The organism is Chloroflexus sp. (genome assembly GCF_034432675.1).
Taxonomy (GTDB): domain Bacteria; phylum Chloroflexota; class Chloroflexia; order Chloroflexales; family Chloroflexaceae; genus Chloroflexus.
In genome coordinates, this window is sequence record NZ_DAOUBI010000241.1 from 1 (window position 1) to 19,197 (window position 19,197).

General features: G+C 56.2%; 9 protein-coding genes. 2 read left to right on the forward strand and 7 right to left on the reverse strand.

The window, feature by feature from the left end; genetic code table 11:
- Nucleotides 1-297: 297 nt before the first annotated feature.
- The 6 genes from VAE55_RS18200 to VAE55_RS18225 all read right to left on the reverse strand — a co-directional run bounded on the left by VAE55_RS18200 (nt 298) and on the right by VAE55_RS18225 (nt 7,921).
- Entirely contained in the window at nt 298-1,347 is a 1,050-nt protein-coding gene (locus VAE55_RS18200) for a hypothetical protein (protein ID WP_322817138.1), read from the reverse strand.
- 66 nt (nt 1,348-1,413) lie between these two features.
- On the reverse strand, nt 1,414-2,223 hold the full coding sequence (locus VAE55_RS18205) for an alpha/beta hydrolase (RefSeq protein ID WP_322817139.1): 810 nt from the start codon (nt 2,221-2,223) through the stop codon (nt 1,414-1,416).
- 26 nt (nt 2,224-2,249) lie between these two features.
- Nucleotides 2,250-4,361: a transcriptional regulator gene (locus VAE55_RS18210; RefSeq protein ID WP_322817140.1), complete on the reverse strand. Its 2,112-nt coding sequence runs from the start codon at nt 4,359-4,361 to the stop codon at nt 2,250-2,252.
- Between the two features lie 6 nt (nt 4,362-4,367).
- Nucleotides 4,368-5,213, reverse strand: a complete 846-nt coding sequence (locus VAE55_RS18215) for a sugar ABC transporter permease (RefSeq protein WP_012259004.1) — start codon at nt 5,211-5,213, stop codon at nt 4,368-4,370.
- The gene (locus VAE55_RS18220; RefSeq protein WP_322817141.1) at nt 5,210-6,430 is read right to left on the reverse strand and encodes a sugar ABC transporter permease; all 1,221 of its coding nucleotides are present in this window, start codon (nt 6,428-6,430) and stop codon (nt 5,210-5,212) included. Before VAE55_RS18220 ends, VAE55_RS18215 begins: the two co-directional genes overlap by 4 nt.
- Before the next feature lie 168 nt (nt 6,431-6,598).
- On the reverse strand, nt 6,599-7,921 hold the full coding sequence (locus tag VAE55_RS18225) for an extracellular solute-binding protein (RefSeq protein ID WP_322817145.1): 1,323 nt from the start codon (nt 7,919-7,921) through the stop codon (nt 6,599-6,601).
- Between the two features lie 1,234 nt (nt 7,922-9,155).
- Here VAE55_RS18225 and VAE55_RS18230 point away from each other — a divergent pair.
- Nucleotides 9,156-12,941 (forward strand): magnesium chelatase subunit H, encoded by a 3,786-nt coding sequence (locus VAE55_RS18230; RefSeq protein WP_322817142.1) that lies wholly within the window; start codon nt 9,156-9,158, stop codon nt 12,939-12,941.
- Nucleotides 12,942-13,433: 492 nt separating this feature from the next.
- Here VAE55_RS18230 and acnA read toward each other — a convergent pair whose 3' ends face one another.
- Nucleotides 13,434-16,175, reverse strand: a complete 2,742-nt coding sequence (gene acnA / locus VAE55_RS18235) for an aconitate hydratase AcnA (protein ID WP_322817143.1) — start codon at nt 16,173-16,175, stop codon at nt 13,434-13,436.
- 290 nt (nt 16,176-16,465) lie between these two features.
- Here acnA and VAE55_RS18240 point away from each other — a divergent pair, with 290 nt between their 5' ends.
- Nucleotides 16,466-18,586 carry a DUF6345 domain-containing protein gene (locus tag VAE55_RS18240; protein ID WP_322817144.1) on the forward strand — a complete coding sequence of 707 codons (2,121 nt, stop codon included), beginning with the start codon at nt 16,466-16,468 and terminating at the stop codon, nt 18,584-18,586.
- Nucleotides 18,587-19,197 lie beyond the last annotated feature (611 nt).

Genomic DNA, 19,197 nt, shown 5'->3' on the forward strand with positions numbered 1-19,197 from the left:
CTACCAGAAGTTATCTCGTTCTACCGACCGATTTCAGGATCGTGACAAGCACACAGCATCCTCGTGACCGGCAGGTCAACGGCGGGCCAAGCACCGGATCGTGAGCACGGCTGCCGCACTCCAAACGCTGCGCCACGGGCAACTCTGTCCGGCAACGGTATCCTCACGGAAACACTGCCTCTCTGCTTCTGCGCTCAGGTAAGGTTGTGCGAAAACCTGGCTCCCGCACGCCAACGACTCAACACGCGCATCACGGAGCGCGAACGATTTTCAGTCCAGCGCATGATTGGCTCAACGTCAATTCTCAACCCGCCACACCCTCACGTCGCTCAACCCCACATTCAGTAACCACTTTCCATCGGGACTAAACATGAGGGTACCCAGGCTAATTGGGCTGCCGCTCAAGATGCGTTTTCGCCGACCATCGGCAGGATTGCGCAGCGCAATGGTCTGGCGCGGCGGACCTGACTCGAAAAACGAGATGCTATCGTGAGGCGGTTTTTGGTTGGGAGTTGCCAGCCAGCGGCCATCAGGACTAATCGCCACGTTCATACTAAAGATATAGAACTTTTCCGGCGTAATACGATCTTTTAGCACTTCGGGAAAGGTTATTTCATACGCGAGTTGCCAGGTTGCGGTATCGTAGACACGGATAAACTTACCACCCAGGACCAGACGAGAACCGTCGGGACTAAACGCAATGCTCCCGCTTGGCCTGGGCTGGATTTGCCGGCTAACGGTGCGTTGTGCGACATCAACCAGCCAGACACTGGCATTGGTACCAACAACCAGATGTTCACCATCAGGGCTAAATGCAAGCGCTACGATGACCGTCGCATCAGGATCGGCGAGCAGGATTGAGTCAATCTGTTGTTGGCTCATGACGTCCCAAAGCTGCACCTCCAGCCCCTGACTGTAGTGTGCCTCACTTACGGCAAGGATAGATCCATCGGGAGAAAAAGCCAGGCTCATTGGATATACATGCTCACCTCGTGGCCAGCAATTGAAGGTTGCTTGTCGTTCGCCGCTTACAGGATCGTACAGCCAGACTGTACCCCAACTACCGATAGCAAGCAGGGTGCGATCCGGGTGCAAAGCGAGGTAGCCGCCAACCGGCATGGTCTGAAGCACCTGATTGTCTGGAAAACGCCGGAACGTTGTCTGCCTGTCGTCTGCAACAGCAAGTAGATCAGTGCGCAGGAATAACGCTGAGCGAATATTAGTAAACTTCCAGACGAAGGCCGGTTGTTCTTCGCGTCTGAACCAGAACATGGCAAAGCCACCCAATCCACCTATCAGCACACACGCCAGCCCGACGATACCAATCGGTACCAGAAATCGCCGCATAGACCCCTTTGGACGAGAATAGCAGATGCACTGCCTGAGCCGAACAGTCGTTGAAGGGGGCAGTGATTATTCGCCGGCCAATCTTCCCAATACCAAAAAGGCGATCACATCAGCCACTCGCGCTCGCCAGGCTGCTTCGTTGTGCGCTGCACCAGGAAACTTGCGCGTCAGCCAGTCATGCCCGTGACGATAACCAGCCTGCTCCAGCAGGCGATCCATACGCTGCTGGAAGGGTTCATATTCTGCATCTAACCCAACCGTACCATAGTCGAAATAGAACCGATGGCGACCGGCAGGTGGCAAGAGGGCTGCCAGTTCATCGACCAGCAGATTACCGCCAGCCGGCCAGTGGGTCGAGAGACATCCGGCGCCAGCAAACAGATCGGGGTACTGGCACACGCCGTAGAGTGAGATCAAGCCGCCCATGCTCGATCCCATCAAGAAGGTATGTGAGGCATCAGGTAAAGTAGGATAGTGGCGATCAACCAACGGTTTCACCTCTTCGACCAAAAAGGAGAGGTAGGCATCAGAGACCGGCTCACCACCCATGCGTTCAACAATGCTTTCCCAGCCTCGCGTCTGCCGAAGCGCAGCAAAGGGCTTTTGCGGCGCATACTCTCGCCAGCGCTGATCGGTACACCAGACCCCAACAACAATCGCACCGGGCCAGTTGTAGATGGTGCGCAGCCGCTCGATGGCCTGATCAACCGCCCAGACTTCACCATCGGCGCGAAGTGCCGGATCGAAGAGATTTTGGCCATCGTGCATGTAGATGACCGGTAGCGGTTGATCACCGGTTGCTGCGGGAAGCCAGACATCGACCGGGCGAGAAGTGACGTAGCGACTCTGAAGATCGAGATGACGGTATAGTGGCATAGAACATCTTCTTTCTCGGCCAAAGCCTAGGGGAGGAAACTACTCCGCTGATCAGCACTCAGTTGATATGTAAGGATACCATCAGTTCGCGTACCGATCCATAGCAGATTTGAGCGATCTACCGCCAATGCCAATGGCTCGGCACCGGTAAAGCCAGAATTGCGCGGCAGATAGGAGTGCCATTCGCGGCCATCGTAACGCAACAGAAAGCCGCCCGTCGTCAATGGCCGGGCTGCCCCAACCCAGATTTCACCAGCAGCCGTTTCGAGCAGTGTCGTGATGGTCTGCGCCGGTAGCTGGCGATTAGCAGTGGTCAACCATTCCCAGCGCGTTCCATCCCAGTGCGCCAGCCCTTCGCCCAATGTGGCCGCCCATACCACGCCGTGTTGATCGATCAGAATTGCCGAAACCCCGGCACCGGCAAAACCGGCTGTCCGTTCAAAATGTTGCCAGGTGTCGTAAGCCGGTAAATAGCGGCTCAGTACGCCGATCCCACCAAACCACACCGCGCCGGATGGCTCGACAGCAAGTGACAGCACCAGACCACCACGGGCGGCTTGCGGTAACCATTGCCAGCGACCATCAATGCTGCGCACCATGCCACCGGCATTCGTACCGATCCAGAGGGTACCATCCGGCGCCGCCGCAACTGTACGAACCAACAGATTCGGCAGCTCCGGTAAAGCTGGCGTTTGCCACGTCCAGTCGTCATCGCCCTGTACCAGGGCCAACCCCCGATCACTTGCCACCCATAGACCGGCAGTCGTTTCGGCCAGGGCATAGACCTGTCCCAGATCCAGATGGCGCCAGCGAGGCGGATCTTCGCTCACAAGTGGCGCCTGCCAGATGGTCAGACCGGCTTCACCACCTAACGCGACCCGACCATCGCGCAAGGGCTGGATCGCATACACCGGCCCTGGAGGAAGGCCACCGGTTGAGGGAGGGATTGAACGCCACCCGATACTCCCAACCGTCACCATAATCAACGCACTGGCATACACCGTGCTGATGAACCCGATCAGTAAGGCGAGCGCAATTAATGCCATGCGGGGCGGGCGCAGCGCCATGATGGTGCTCCAGCCCCAGTAATCATTGAGCTGATACAGCCAGGTCGCGAAACGCGACAGCAGGGGTGCGGCCAGCAAGACGGTCGGCGTAACCAGCGTCAACACATACTGCGGCCATTTCGTCGGCCAGAGCAGCAGGATAAGGAAGCCGCTCAGGAACCAGACAACCAGGTAACGACGCTGGGGATCACGCCAGGCCATCGGCAGCGCAAGACAGGCCAGCAGCGTTAGCCACGGATCGGGGCCGGGGAAAAAGAAAACCTCTGGATGCCAGCCCACAGCCGGTGCCGTCGCCAACCAGATGAGCGGCTGATACCAGGGATAGCCGGCAGCCTGCACCTCGCTCCCCTGCGTGTACGCCGTCCAGAAACCGGCCATAGCGATCAGGCGTTCCAACGGCTGCCGCCAGAGCGTGGGGTTGGCCGCGACAAAACTCAGAAGTGCAATCCCGGCCAGCACAGGTAAGCGTCGCGCCTGACCACGCTGAATCAACAACATGATCATTGCCGGCGCGGCAATGATGGCGTAATTCATCTTGGCAGCGGTCGCCAGTCCCCAGGCAACCGCCCCCAGCCACCACCAGATGCGCTGGCGAGCAGGCTCCCGGCGTGAGGCGTATTCCCACGCGCTGACGGCAGCAATCGAGAGCGCCAGGGGCAATGCTTCGAGGTACGCCTGTGCCGTGTACTTCACCATAAGGGTGTGAATTGCCAGCAAACCGGCTGCCAGTGGGCCGGCAGTCAAGGCCAGCAGCGCAACCGCAATCGTGCCCAGCAGAGCAGCCATCAAGCGTGCAATGTAGAGAACTGTGGTTTGATTCGCGGCTTCACCGAGCAGTAGCGCACCACCAGCATACATTAACTTATGTAATGCCGGATGCTGGCGATTGCCGGGATAATCGATCACACCTGCCCAGTCGCCCTGGCGCATGAGATTCGCATAATCAAGGGCAGCACCAACATACACCGGCTCATCGAAATCAACCGGCAACGTTAGTACTGCCCACAAGCGCAAGAGAGCGGCCAGGACGATCACGCCGATCAGCCGGCCACGCGACACACCGGAACGCACGCTGATTTATCCCTTTACACCACCAACCGTTAATCCCGAAACCAGGAAGCGCTGGAGCATCAAAAAGACAATAATGGTCGGTAAGATAATCAACAAACCACCGGCCGCAAAATTACCCCACGGCACGCTCTGGCTATTGGCCAGACTGAACAGGCCAGGAACCACCAGCTTCATGCTATCGGGAGCCGGTACCAGCACCGAGGCGAAGATGAAATCACCCCAGCCGGCCAGGAAACCGAGCAGTGCGGTAACGGCCAGTGCAGGACGGGCCAGGGGCAATGCGATTAAGATAAACGACTGGATCGGACCACACCCATCGATCATTGCCGCTTCTTCCAGCTCAATCGGAATGGTATCGAAATAGCCTTTCATATTCCAGGTACTAAAGACGAGTGTGCCGGTTGTATAGGCCAGGATAAGCCCTTCGTGCTTGCCATACAGCCCCAGCGCCGTCAGCAACTGGGCAACCGCGACCAGACTCAGCACACCGGGGAAGGTTTGAATCGCCAGCAGCAAAATCAGAGCAAACTCGCGACCGTAAAACTTAAAGCGCGAAAAAGCAAAAGCGGCTGAGGTGGTAATGACGAGCGAGGCAACTGTCGTCACACCAGCGACATAGATGCTATTACGCAACCACGTCAGGAGTGGCCGGTCGAAGATCATCGCCCGATAGTTCTCGAACGTCCATTCCGTGGGAATAAACATTCCGAGCAAATTGAGCGTGTAGAGGCGATCGCCGGTACGACCAGAAGCAAGAAAAGCAAACCAGAGCGGATAGACGGCAAACAGCACGCCGAGAATAAGAATGGTGTACTGCAACACCAACACCGGTCGAGAAGGCTTGCGAATCATGACTCGTAGGCCCCTTTCGTGATGCGCGTCAGCCGGAGGCTATAGAGGGTAGCAGTAAACAGAAAGATGAAAAGAATGACGGCAAAAGCGGTCGCGTTACCGTAATTCTGGGTCTGAAAAATCTGCTTGTAGGCGTACACAATCACAAACTCAGTTGCACCAGGGCGACCGACCTCGCTCACCGGCCCACCCTGGGTGATTGCCCACACTGTACCGAACATCTGAAATGCGGTAATCGAGGTCAAGACCGTTGCCGGTAGCACTGCTGGACGGATTAGCGGCAAGGTAATGCGGGTCAGCTGCTGCCACCAGGAAGCCCCATCAAGCTCAGCCGCTTCGTACACATCGCGGGGAACCGCCTGCAGCGCACCCAGAATCACAATCATAAAGAAGGGATACGAAAACCAGGTATCAACCAACACCACAATCGCAAACGCACTGACCGGATCACGGAGCCAGGACGGGCCGTCAATCCCAAAGATCGCCAACACCTGATTGAGGGTTCCCTGTTCGCGGAAGAAGAACTGCCAGATCAGGGCCATCAGAATCGCCAGTGAAGATGCAGCCCATGGCACGAAGAGCAATACCCGAAACAACGTACGTCCGGGGAGATAGTCACTGTTCAGCAGCAGGGCAAAGGTCAGACCAAGTAGAAAACTGAACGGCACCCGTGCAACCACAAAGAGCAACGTGCGGAAGACCACAACCACAAAATCGCCGCTGCGCATCAGCGTCTCATACGCATTGGCGACATTGATAACCGCCGCCAGGATAAAACCCAGCACCAACGCTCCCAGCCAGACAATCGACGGAGCGACCGGCGGTTCCATCATACGCTGCAAGCGTCGGTTCACGAACGCAGCCGCAATCAGAGGCACAAAACAGAGGGCAATGGCAGCCATTGCCGATAACGCCTCTGGGGTAAAGAGATTACCGATCAGATTCGCGTAGTTCGCAAAGAGAGGGTCTTGTAACCGGTACGGCTGTCCCAGACCAACCGGTGCGCTGGTACGGAATTGTGGCCAGCACAGCGGATCGAGAATACCAGTCAGAAACACATCACAATCGGGGTTAGGACGAAAACGATTACGATTGGTAAACGAGGTATATACACTGAGCAGAATAGGATAAATATTGAACAGCAAAATACCAATAATAGTGGGACCGGTAAAGAGCAGAACGGTGAGCGCTTTGCGGCGATTAGACCACGAGACCATGTGCGTACCTCACTGGAAGCAACCGGCAGGCCGGTCATCGGCTACCGGGCGCCCAACCGGCGCAGCGGGTGTAGTGAGTGAGCCGGACAGCGTGGTCCGGCTCATGTTGTTGATAACGACGGCGTTCAAAAGGGGTGAGCAAACCTTGCTCACCCCTGTACGGAAGGTTTACTTCATCTGCATAATCGCAGCTTCAATCGCCTGCTGGGCAGCGGCCAGCGCCTCAGCCGGCGTCTGCGCACCGGTCCAGATAGCAACGCTTGCCTCACCGACCGGGCCCCACTGGGCCGAAGCGAAGGGGGTGTTGGCCATCGGTACACCCAGATTGAGAGCGGCACCAAAGCCGGCCAGCGTGGGCAGCGCGGCGACCTCTGGGTTCTGGAGCGCTGCGGTCGCTGCGGGCACCGTCTTGTTGGTCAAGGCCAGCTTCGCCTGCACCTCGGCGCTGGTGAAGTACTTCATGATATCGAGCGCCACCTCAGCATTGCCACGCTCAACCGCATTGCGGGTCAGCATCAGGGTCTTGATACCGACAAAAGGCTTGCCCAGGGGCAGAATGCCATAATCAACACCATCCTGCTCGATACCGGCAATCGCCCACGGACCCGTCCACCACATAGCCGCCTTACCTTCAGCCAGAGCAGCCTTGCAGATGTCGTAGCTCTGCTCACTGAACGAGACCTTGCTCATCTCGGCGAGCCACTCGCCACCCTTGATCATCTCCGGCGTGTTGACGTAGACATTGCCCTCATCGTCAACATAGCTCGGGACGCCGTAGCCGAAGTAGATCGGAGCAACGTGATAAGCATCGTTACCACCGAAGCCCTGATTGCAGACGAAGGTCTTGTCAGGATTGGCAGCCCGGAAATCCTTCGCCATCTGCAACAGCTCGTCAAGGGTGGACGGCAACTGCATATCACCCACGACCGACTTGTTGTAGATCAGGGCGATACCCTCTTGGGTCTCCGGCAATGCCCAAATCTTGCCCTGCCAGATCACGCCATTGACCGCAGCCGGCTCATAGGTGCTGCGCAGGAAATCCTCGGTAATGCCGTAATCGTTCAGTGCGACGATATTGCCAACCAGTGCCTGCTGACCGATCTGGTCATTCGCCCAACCAATAATATCAGGGCCTTCACCGGCGGGAATCGCCACATTCAACGCATTGCTGACATCTTCCGGCTTCGAGAGATCGATCTTGACATTCGGATTGGCGGCTTCATAATCCCGGAAGGCCTGCTCAATCGCAGTCAGATACGCACCATCCCATTGATGCCAGATACGAATAGTGACCTGTTGAGCAGAGGGGGCAGTGGTGGGCTGCTCGGCAGGGGCTGGAGCAGTGGTGGGCTGCTCGGCAGGGGCCGGAGCAGTAGTGGGCTGCTCGGCAGGAGCCGGAGCAGTAGTGGGCTGAGTAGCGGTCTGGTTCGAACCACATGCTGCCAATACCATCACGGCAGCGAAGAACAGAGCAATCAAAGCACGCTTCATTGCACTCACGGTTGTACTCCTTGACTGTGTCTTCTACGACAACAGTACGACAACGGAAATCTGGAATGACGAACAGATAGACAAATCCATCGAAAAGGTGTTAGACCCGATACGTTAGAGACAAACCACCTCCTTTTTTCGCATAGTAATGTCAGCACACTGCGTGCAGCAAGAGCAAAACCATATCGTAGGTACCGAAGCAAAGTATGTCACTGCACTGATGGCAGAAACTGAGAGTCTGAGTACGGTTTTGTCTTGCTGCTAATAGTTGTGCCTGACATTGTTTTACTTACAACCTTTTCACAAACAACTATACACCACTCTTGCCGTGCTGTCAAGTAGGTGCTATGAAATTATACCGCAAAATGATCGGCAGAGATGGGTGAGGATGGGGAGTTAACCGCAGAGACACGATGGCACAGAGGCACACCCGCCGTGGGGTATTTTTGCGGAGAGTTGTTTAGAGAGTGTAATACGAGCAATTACACTGTTCGGTGATACAACAACTGTAGCACAGACAGCGGCCTGTGTCGCCGGTTATCTCAAATCCTCATTGAAACTGTGCATCACTCTAAATGGACGCATCGCTGTTCATTAGCCCGGTGCTGGAGTACCTTGCTCCAGAGGGTAGACTTCCACCCGTGCTCGCCATCACCTGTACCACGGGGTCACGGGACGAGTACGGAAGGATGCTGATGAGCAGGCTGGCCGCCTGCTCCACGATCCGTGCCCCGACTCACGTACAGTCTGCTCATCACGGATGGTCAAGCCTGACGGACGTGCTCTATACGCGTGTTGTCCCTGTGACCGGCAGGAAACCGCTGTAACCCGCACCTGATTATGAGCACGGTCAGTGCGGCAGTGTGGCTACCACGCTCCATACCATGCGACACGGGTAACTTTATCTGGCAGCAGCATTCTCCCCGAAATGAGATCCCACTGTATGCGTCACAGCAACGCTCGTTCTACGATTCCGCGCTCAGGTGGAGTATAAGGGTAATCATGTCGTATGAACGCTATTACATATATTCGTCCTACGACCACGCTCGTACCGCAGTAACAGCCTGTGGTCGGTGATGCATGGGTTGGCACTGCACAGTAAGGCCGGTTACCAAACCTTCACTCAGAATTGACATTCTGGGATGCGATCTTTACAATTTGATACTATGTCTCTATAATGACATATCATATAATGTACTCAGTTCAGGTAGCAGCATAGTTAAGGAGATCGGCTATGCGCTTCGTGTTTTTATGTATCGAAGCGAACAACGCTCCCGCTCTACGGCAGGCAGCCGCGAGTATCGAGCGTGAGTACGGATTGCGGCTGGCAATTGATTACTTTACACCACCGAATATGCACAGCAAGGCTGATTGGGAACGCTTGGCAGCCGCTGTCGCGCAAGCCGACTTTGTCTTTGGTTCGATGATTTTCGGCGAGGAGTATGTACGTCCGTTGAGTGATATTCTCTCGTCGGCTCCCTGTCCGGTCTGTATGATTATGAGTAGCCCTTCGCTGATTCGCCAGACCCGTGTCGGAAAGTTTGATCTGCGGCCCAAACCCGCAGCCGAGCAGAGTGCATTTCGGCAGTGGCTGAGTCAGTTCCAACCTAAACACGGGCACAGCGAAATTCAACGCCAGATGTCGTTGGTTCGCGGCCTGAGCAAGATGCTGAAGTTTTTGCCCGGTAAGGCGCGTGATATTCACACTTACGTGATGGCGCATCAGTTCTGGGCTGCCAGTTCACCGGAAAACCTGCGCCGTCTGTTGTTGATGATCATCGAACGTTACATGCCGGGCTATAAAGGAAAGCTACCGGTGCTCGACCCGCAGGACATCCCAGAGATGGGTGTATTTCACCCTGAGTCGCTAGTTCCCTTCGCCGATCTGGAGACTTATCGGGCCTGGCGGCGCAAACAGCGCCACGCTTTGCACAAGGGCAGTGTTGGCCTGCTCACGATGCGTCCCTTTGCGCTGTCGGGAAATCGTGCTTATCTCGATGCCCTAATTCACGCTCTTGAAGCCCGTGGTATCGAAGCGCGCACCGCGTATAGCCCGACGCTCGATATGCGACCTACCGTCGAACGGTTCTTTGCCAGACCTGCCCAGAAGCGAGGGCATTCACTAACTGCCGATGTCGATCTGCTGGTCAACACGACCGGTTTTGCTCTAGTTGGCGGGCCGGCCAGTACCGATCCCGATCAGGCCAGCGCTCTGCTTGATCAACTCGATACCCCGATACTCGATCTCTTCCCGCTGGTATTTCAACATATCGAGCAGTGGCGTACCGACGACCGCGGCATTGCTCCATTTCAACTCGCTCTGAATGTATCGCTCCCCGAACTTGATGGTGCCACCGACCCCCTGGTGGTAGGCGGTATGCAACGCGGGCGCGAAGAGATTACGCCCCTCCCCGCCGAGATTGATCTGGCCGCCGAGCGAATTGCGGCACGGGTTGCCCTGCGGCGCACACCACCTGCCGAGCGCCGGATTGCCATCACGCTCTTCAATTTTCCGCCTAACCTGGGAAATGCCGGGACAGCGGCCTACCTCGATGTGTTCACCAGTGTCTTTCGCCTGATGCAGGCGCTCCATGCCGCCGGCTACACGGTCGATCTGCCGGCAAGTGCTGATGATCTGCGACGGATGGTGGTAGAAGGGAATGCTCTGCTCTACGGCACCGACGGGAATGTCGCCGATTCGCTGCCGGTCGAGGAGTATCGGCGGCTCTTCCCGGATTATGTTGATATAGAGCCGTACTGGGGGCCGGCGCCGGGTGAGTTGCTGAGCGACGGGAAGCGTCTGCACATTCTGGGGCGGCGCTTTGGCAATGTATTTGTCGGTCTGCAACCAAGCTTTGGCTATGAACGCGATCCGATTCGTTTGCTGATGAGCAAAGACGCAGCACCACACCACGGTTTTGCCGCGTATTACGTCTGGTTGCGCAAGGTCTTCCAGGCTCACGCCGTGCTGCATTTCGGCACGCATGGTGCACTCGAATTTATGCCAGGAAAACAGGCAGGTCTTAGTGCCAAATGCTGGCCTTTGCGCCTGATCGGCGCACTCCCCAACTTCTACTACTACTGTGTGAACAATCCGAGCGAAGGCAGCATTGCCCGTCGGCGCGGTATGGCTACGCTGATCAGTTATCTGGTACCACCGGTACAGCAAGCCGGTCTGTACAAAGGGTTACGTGCACTCAAAGATAGTATTGATCGGTACCGCGCTCAGCCTGACCCTGGCTTGCTTGCCGATTTGCGCACGCAGGCCGAAGCACTGCATCTGGTTGCCGAGGGTGAAGGTGATGCGTATGTAGCTGCGCTGAGTCACGAGCTATTGCAGGTCGAAGAGCGGATGATTCCGGTTGGGTTGCATGTGCTTGGCGATCCACCAAAGATCGGTGAGCAGATCGATACGCTTCATCTTATTGCAACCTTTGCCCGTGTCCCAGGCGGCCCTAACCAGGTACCGCTCGAACCGTTGCCAGTATTAATTGGGCGTGCATTGGGACTGGACTACGCTGCGCTCACTGGTCGCTTGCGTCACGATCCGGCAGCGCAGCAACAGTATCGCCATATCGAAGAGATTTGCCGGGCGGCGGTAACCGCTCTGGTCGAGCATGGTGATGGGCGTGCCGCCGATGAAGTACTGAAACGTTATGTCAATTTAAATTCTCACCTCCTCGCACCGCTGTGGAATTACCTGCTCGATATTCAACGCCGGATGACGACCGAGCGCGAAGTGAGCAGCCTGCTCCGTGCCTTCAATGGCGGCTATGTATTACCCTCTGCCGGGAATGACGTGGTGCGGAATCCTACCGTTGTGCCAACCGGACGCAATATTCACGCCTTTGATCCTTTCCATATTCCCACTCAGGCCGCAACAACTTCCGGCACGGCAGTCGCTCACGAACTCCTGGAACGGATACGTGCCGAGCAGGGTGCGTACCCTGAAACAGTCGCGATGGTGTTGTGGGGAACCGACAACATTAAGACCGAGGGAGAAGGGATTGCCCAGACGTTGGCGCTGATCGGTGCCCGTGCGGTCGCCGATGAACTCGGTCGGATCACCGCTGTCGAACTGATACCACTAGCCGAACTCGGTCGACCACGCATCGATGTTGTGCTGACGGTGAGCGGTATTTTCCGCGATCTGTTTGCGGCTCAGGCGCGTCTGATAGACCGGGCGATCCGACTGGCGGCTACTGCTGATGAGCCGCCTGAGCAGAACTTTGTCCGCGCCCATGCCTTAGCCCAGGCTGCTGAACTGGGGTTGAGTGTCGAAGCAGCGGCGACACGTGTCTTCTCGAACGCTTCTGGTAGCTACGGGGCAAATGTCAACCACCTCGTCGAGAGTAGTACGTGGGAGGAAGATGGGCAACTGGCCGAAGCGTTTATGACACGCAAGGGTTTTGCGCTTCAGCCGAGTGGTGAATGGAGTGAGTCACGCGTCCTGATGGAGCGAGCACTGGCAACGGTGAGTGTCACCTTCCAGAATATCGATAGCATCGAGAATGGCATTAGCGACATTGACCACTACTACGAGTATCTCGGTGGCCTGACCAAGAGCGTAGAGAAGACCCGTGGTGTACGTCCAACGACGTTGATGGGTGAAGTAGCCGAGTTAGTCATACCGGGTGCCAGTCGCGTTCGTTCATTGGAACAGGTGGTGCGACTGGAGAGTCGGGCCAAGCTGCTCAACCCGAAATGGTACGAAGGGATGCTCAAGCATGGCTACGAGGGAGTCCACGAGATTGAGATTCGAGTGAGCAATACCTTCGGCTGGAGTGCAACCGCGCAGGCAGTTGAAGACTGGGTCTACCAAGGTGTAACCGAGACATACCTGCTCGATTCGGCAATGCGTGAGCGGTTAGCCAGTCTCAACCCGCAGGCTACAGCCAGCATTGCCGGACGACTCCTCGAAGCCCATAACCGCGGGTTCTGGCAAGCCGATGAAGAGACGCTGGCCCAGTTGCGCGAGATCTATGCCGATCTCGAAGATCGGCTGGAAGGGGTGCGGTGACGGGGTGAAAGAGGGTGTGACCTCCTATATCAAATCTGGTTCAATAATGTGCATCGTTCAGGTATGCTACTGGCGAGCCGGTGGTGGGTTGTCATCAACGTGACAGTAGGAGCACGACATGCCGTGCCCCTACAATTCGTGTCATACCAGCGCTGACATCCAGCGATGTATCTCAGGTGTAGTATCAGTATAATCGTTGGCTTATTTGTCGCGACTTCTATACCAAATTTGATATTACACCTGTAACAGGCCGGCGCTGTGCACCGGTTAGGGGGCGGGGAGTACGGATGGCGCGGCAGCATGGCTGCCGCACTCCACACTGGCGACACGCTGATCCGGGGCGCAGAAAAGGGGTGATCCGTGAGTATCCGTCCCATTCGCAACAATCTGTGAGGATCACCGGCATCATACAGAATGGGCGGGTTCCGTAGGGGCGGGTTTAGAACCCGCCCCTACGGATGGTGGATGTGCCCGTTCACCTTGCCACAGATACTATCCCTGCTGATCTTCAGCCAGCAACTGGCGCAGCACGTACTGCAAAATACCACCGTGGCGGTAGTATTCGACTTCCTGCGGTGTATCAATGCGGACACGAACCTGGAATTCGCGCACCGTGCCATCACCGGCGGTTGCCCGCACCGTCAGGACGCGCCCGTTGGCGAAGCCGCTGGCAATAGCATCGGCCAGACCGATAACATCATAGACTTCGTGACCGGTCAGGCCAAGGCTGGCCGCGTTTTCGCCGGGCATAAACTGCAACGGCACGATACCCATCCCCACCAGATTAGAACGATGGATACGCTCGAAGCTTTCGGCGATAACCGCCTTCACGCCTTGCAGATACGGCCCTTTTGCTGCCCAGTCACGCGATGAGCCATTGCCGTATTCCTTGCCGGCAATCACCACCAGCGGTGTCCCATCGGCCTGGTAACGCATCGCCGCATCGTAGATCGTCATCACCTCACCCGTGGGGATGTAGGTGGTGAAGCCACCTTCAGTACCCGGCGCCAGCTTGTTGCGGAGACGGACATTGGCAAAGGTACCGCGTACCATCACCTCGTGGTTACCACGGCGTGCACCATAACTGTTAAAATCTGCCGGTGCCACACCGTGCTCGATTAGATACTTGCCGGCGGGAGAGTTAACTTTGATGCTACCGGCAGGGCTTATGTGATCGGTGGTAATGCTGTCACCGAGGAACGCTAGCACCCGTGCCCCAAGGATCTCGGCCACTCGTGCCGGCGGCGTTGGACTCATCTGGTCAAAGTAGGGGGGCCGACGCACGTAGGTACTCTGTGAATCCCAGGCGAAGCGATCACCCACCGGCACCGGAATATTCTCCCACCGCTCATCACCCACAAAGACACTGGCATACGAACGGCGATACATCTCGGACTGAATGGCCGTCTCGATAGTTTGCTGGACTTCAGCCTGCGAAGGCCAGATGTCGCGCAGGTAGACCGGCTTACCATCCTTGCCAACCCCAAGCGGCTCCTTGTCGAGATCGATGTCGATGCGACCGGCGATGGCGTAGGCCACCACAAGCGGCGGCGACATCAGATAGTTGGCCTTCACATCCTGCTGGACACGGCCCTCGAAGTTACGATTACCGGAGAGCACCGAGACCGCGACCAGACCAGACTGCTCGATGGTCTGGCTGATTTCCGGCGCAAGTGGCCCCGAATTACCGATACAAGTTGTGCAGCCGTAACCGACGACGTGGAAGCGAAGCGCTTCGAGATACGGCAGTAGGCCGGCGTTGGTCAGGTATTCAGTCACAACCTTCGAGCCTGGAGCCAGTGAAGTCTTCACCCATGGCTTCACACTCAAACCGGCTTCAACCGCCTTTTTGGCCAACAGGCCGGCAGCTACCATCACCGATGGGTTAGAGGTATTGGTGCAAGAGGTAATCGCGGCAATGACCACCGAACCGTGATGCAGCTTGTAATCGGCGCCGGGCACGGTTACCGCAGTTGCAGCAAAATCGGCTGTCGAGAGGGCGGTATCGGGTTGGGTTGGATTGATAATTGTCGGCACGGCCATGTGGAACGTGCGATTGACCTCGTGCAGCGGCACGCGCCCCTCTGGCCGCTTGGGACCGGCAACACTCGGCTCAACCGTGCTCAGATCGAGTTCGAGCACCGTCGAATATTCAGCTTCGGGAGTGTGCTCATCGTGGAAGAGGCCCTGTGCCTTGAAATAGGCCTCGACCAGCGCCACCTGCTCTTCACTACGACCCGAGAAGCGCAGATAGCGGAGCGTCTCCTCGTCGACCGGGAAGATACCGCAGGTCGCACCGTATTCAGGTGCCATATTCGCAATCGTAGCCCGGTCGGCCAGTGGCAAATGGGCCAGCCCAGGACCGAAGAACTCGACAAACTTGCCCACTACGCCCAACTTACGCAGCATCTGGGTCACCGTCAGCACCAGGTCGGTCGCGGTTGCCCCTTCACGCAAACGCCCGGTCAGCTTAAATCCAACCACCTGGGGAATCAGCATCGAGAGTGGCTGACCGAGCATCGCGGCTTCAGCTTCGATACCGCCAACACCCCAACCCAACACACCAAGACCATTGATCATGGTGGTGTGTGAGTCGGTACCAACCAGTGTATCAGGATAGGCCTGTACCGGCCCGGTAGCGCGTGGATTCTCGTCGCTGGTAAAGACGACACGGGCCAGATACTCCAGGTTGACCTGGTGGACAATACCGTTGCCGGGAGGCACGACCTTGAAGTTATCAAACGCTGTCTGCCCCCAACGCAGGAAGGCATAGCGCTCAACATTCCGCTGGAACTCCAGATCTTTGTTGATCAACAGAGCAGCTTCTGAGCCGTAGGCATCGACCTGTACCGAGTGGTCAATCACCAGCTCAACCGGCTGCAACGGATTGATGCGACGCGGATCACCACCCAATTCAGCCATCGCATCACGCATCGCCGCTAGATCGACAACGCACGGCACACCGGTAAAGTCTTGCAGAATAACGCGGGCAGGCATAAACGCCACTTCGCGTTCCGGCTCGGCCTGGGGTTGCCAGTTAGCGAGAGCTAGAATGTCATCGGCGGTAACGGTACGTCCGTCCTCGTGACGGAGAAGATTTTCCAGCAAAATACGGAGCGAATAGGGCAGACGGGCAAGATTAACACCATAGGTAGCCAGAGCGTCAAGTCGGTAAATTTCGTAGGTTCGGTCGCCGACTGTGAGGGTCGAGCGAGCGCTAAAACTGTTGGCCATCGGTCATCTCCTTCGGTTGTACCTTTGCAACGGAAGGCCATTCCATCTTGTGGTAGAGCGATTATAGCACGACTGATAACAATGTTGTGATAGAGCACACAAACTTCCCAAAGCGTGATACAGCAGTAGAATTATACGACATCCGCTTGCAATCAATTCATTATTCAGTGCTTTCAGGTGATTATTTCTGTTGGGATATACGTTTAAGATCATGAAAGCCTGAAATGTCTAACCTTTCAGGCGGATTGTTTCCGCAAGTGTGAAGTGAGGAGGAGACCATGAGATTCAGGGTGCGCACACAGGTATGGTTCACGCTGTTCATGATGGGTGCGCTGTGTCTGGCACTCTGGCCGGTAACCCCGGCACCGGCCCAGACCACAACGCTGTTGCCAGTCTTTCGGTTGACCAAACTGCCTGTAAGTAATGACACCACCCAACAATTAGGTGACTTACTCGAAGGGATTGGTCTTACTGCAACCGCGGGTCAGGATGAATTTCGTGGCAAGAATCGCCTTTTTCGTTTGAACGAACAAAACCGCACGGTGCTAACGCAATATGAGGCATCAGGCGGTTTTTTTGCGTATGACATTGATGGTTTGGGACGTGAAACACCAACCGGTGCAGTAGATGAAGAAGAAGCCAAACGCCTGGCCTGTTTCTTTCTCAAGAATAACAATCTGGTCAGCCACGACGGCACACTGATTGGAAACAGCCAGAGCAACTATCCGGTACGTCTGGCCGCAATACCAGGCACATGTAGCAACACACAAGACTTTGGCCACACTACCCTCATCCGAACAGCGCAGGCACCGGTCAGCGGTGCCGGCCTGGGCCAGGTTACTGAGTCAGTGGTTGGTGTGGTGGTTGAAGTACCGTTTGGTTTTGTCAATGGTGAGCAGTTCATTCCCATCGGTGGCGCCGGCGGCCATCTATCGCTCCTGTTTACGACAACCGACACGCTGCTTACTCAACAGGTAGGTGGAGATTCACTGGATAGTTCAGTCCCCGGTTTAGCGGCGATTGCCATGCCCTTCTATGGCAGGAGTCTTGATTTTGTAGGAGAGGTATCGGTGCGGAGCTTCGACCAGGTGCGTAATGAGGTGCAAGAGATCGTTGAGCGATCATACCCCGGCGCAACGGTGAATGTGCCCAATCCGGTATTGAGTTATCAGGTTGACGATTTCGCCGTTGAGCAGTCTATTATCGAACCGGAGGCTGTATTTGACAATATCACAGTCACGCTACCGGGTGGCGAGGAGATTGTGCTCCGCTCGTTTTCGGTACCGCTGGCAGCAGGTGGATCGGGAGGGTTTGCACCGACGGTCAACATTACTTCCCCAACCAATGGCAGCACATTTCAGCCAGGTAGTTCGGTAACCTTCAACGGCACCATCGCCGATGGCACTGCTCCGTATACCTATCAGTGGTTCCTCGACGATGAGACACCGTTGAGCAATCCGGCCACCCGCGATACTCCCGGCCCGGTAACGCTAACGACAACCCTACCGGCAAGTCTTCGCGAGACGACACCAGACGTGCAAACCGTCATTTTGCGGGTGACCGACGACAATGGTGTGCAGCGTGACGCGAGCATTAGCCTGACACCCGATTTTCGATTTCTCTATATTCCGGTTATCAACCGCACCAGTGCCGGCTCCAGCGCGATACCGCAGGTCGAACTCAGCCAAACCAGCTACACCTTCGGGATCGAAGGCAACTGGGACTATCCACCGGCCGGGCCGGGAGGATCGGATCTACCCGGTGTGATACCCGATGTCTCTGGGTTTCGGAGCGGTATGCTGAGTTACGGCTATATCCAGAGCTTCTTCTGGTCAAATTCGTTAGCCTGGGAGCGCGACTGGCGTGATTGTAGCCTGGGTGGGATTGACTGTACATTCGGTGTTGATCGGGTGGCCTTCGTGTACTACGCCGGCCATGGTGGACCAGGTGGCATCTCAATGGCGTCAAACAAGGATAGCACCTGGTTTGATGGCACGAACGCCCGTTATCAATCTCTGCGCTGGGTCGGCTTCGCCTCGTGTCAGACACTGCGGGTACAGGGATATGCAGCCGGTAGTGAGCCTATTCGACGCTGGTTTAACGCCTTTCAGGGCGCCCATATGCTGCTCGGCTTCAACAGCAACATGAACGACGTCGCATTCGGTGGTCAGTTGATGAACAACATGCGGATGCCGTCCTTCCTGGGGTTTGATTTTCCGTGGGCACAACTGACGATTGCGCAGGCGTGGGTGAAGACCGCCTTTGACATGAATGCCGGCAAGCCAGCCTATATCTACGCCCGTAGCGCAACGGCAAACCCAATTAACGACAAACTGCCCAAGCCGGGTGGGGCATTCCCATCACGACCGTTCCCGGTGACATCATACAATTGGGTGTGGTGGGAGTTTTAGAGAAAAAGGCCACAGGGGATAGAGCACGTATCTATCCCCTGTGAGTGGCGCAACCCGAAGAATTATCAACGAAAAAGTCAATTATGAAGGTTACATTAATCTATACGGCAAAGATGGCATACCTCTAGCCCACACCCCTGCTTGCCGCTACAGTTGATCTTACACTATGCACTCATCGCATGTTGTGCACCAGGAGTGTGCATTAGAGCCTATTTCAAAAAACATCTCCTGGAAGTTATCTCATTACTGACAAACTACATAATTGTGGCGAACATACAGAGCATCCCCGTGATTAGTAGATCAACGGTCTGAGACACACCGAATCCTGAGCACGGCTGCCGCACGCCAAACGCCGCGACACGCGCATGACAAGTGGGCAAGGCAACCCATCCAGTGCGTGATGGCACCGAAGATGGTCGTTAGCCCTCCTCGCCGCCATACCGGCAACTGGGAGCAGGATATGCTAGCGTTGGCCATTGGCAAGCGTTCATGCATCTGTGCGACCGTCTGAGAGCACGACAGCATAGCTTTTATGACAGGAGTTACGCAGTTCCCGACTGATGGTGGATACATGAGGCGATACCCCGTATCCGCGTTTGTTGCACTCGTCG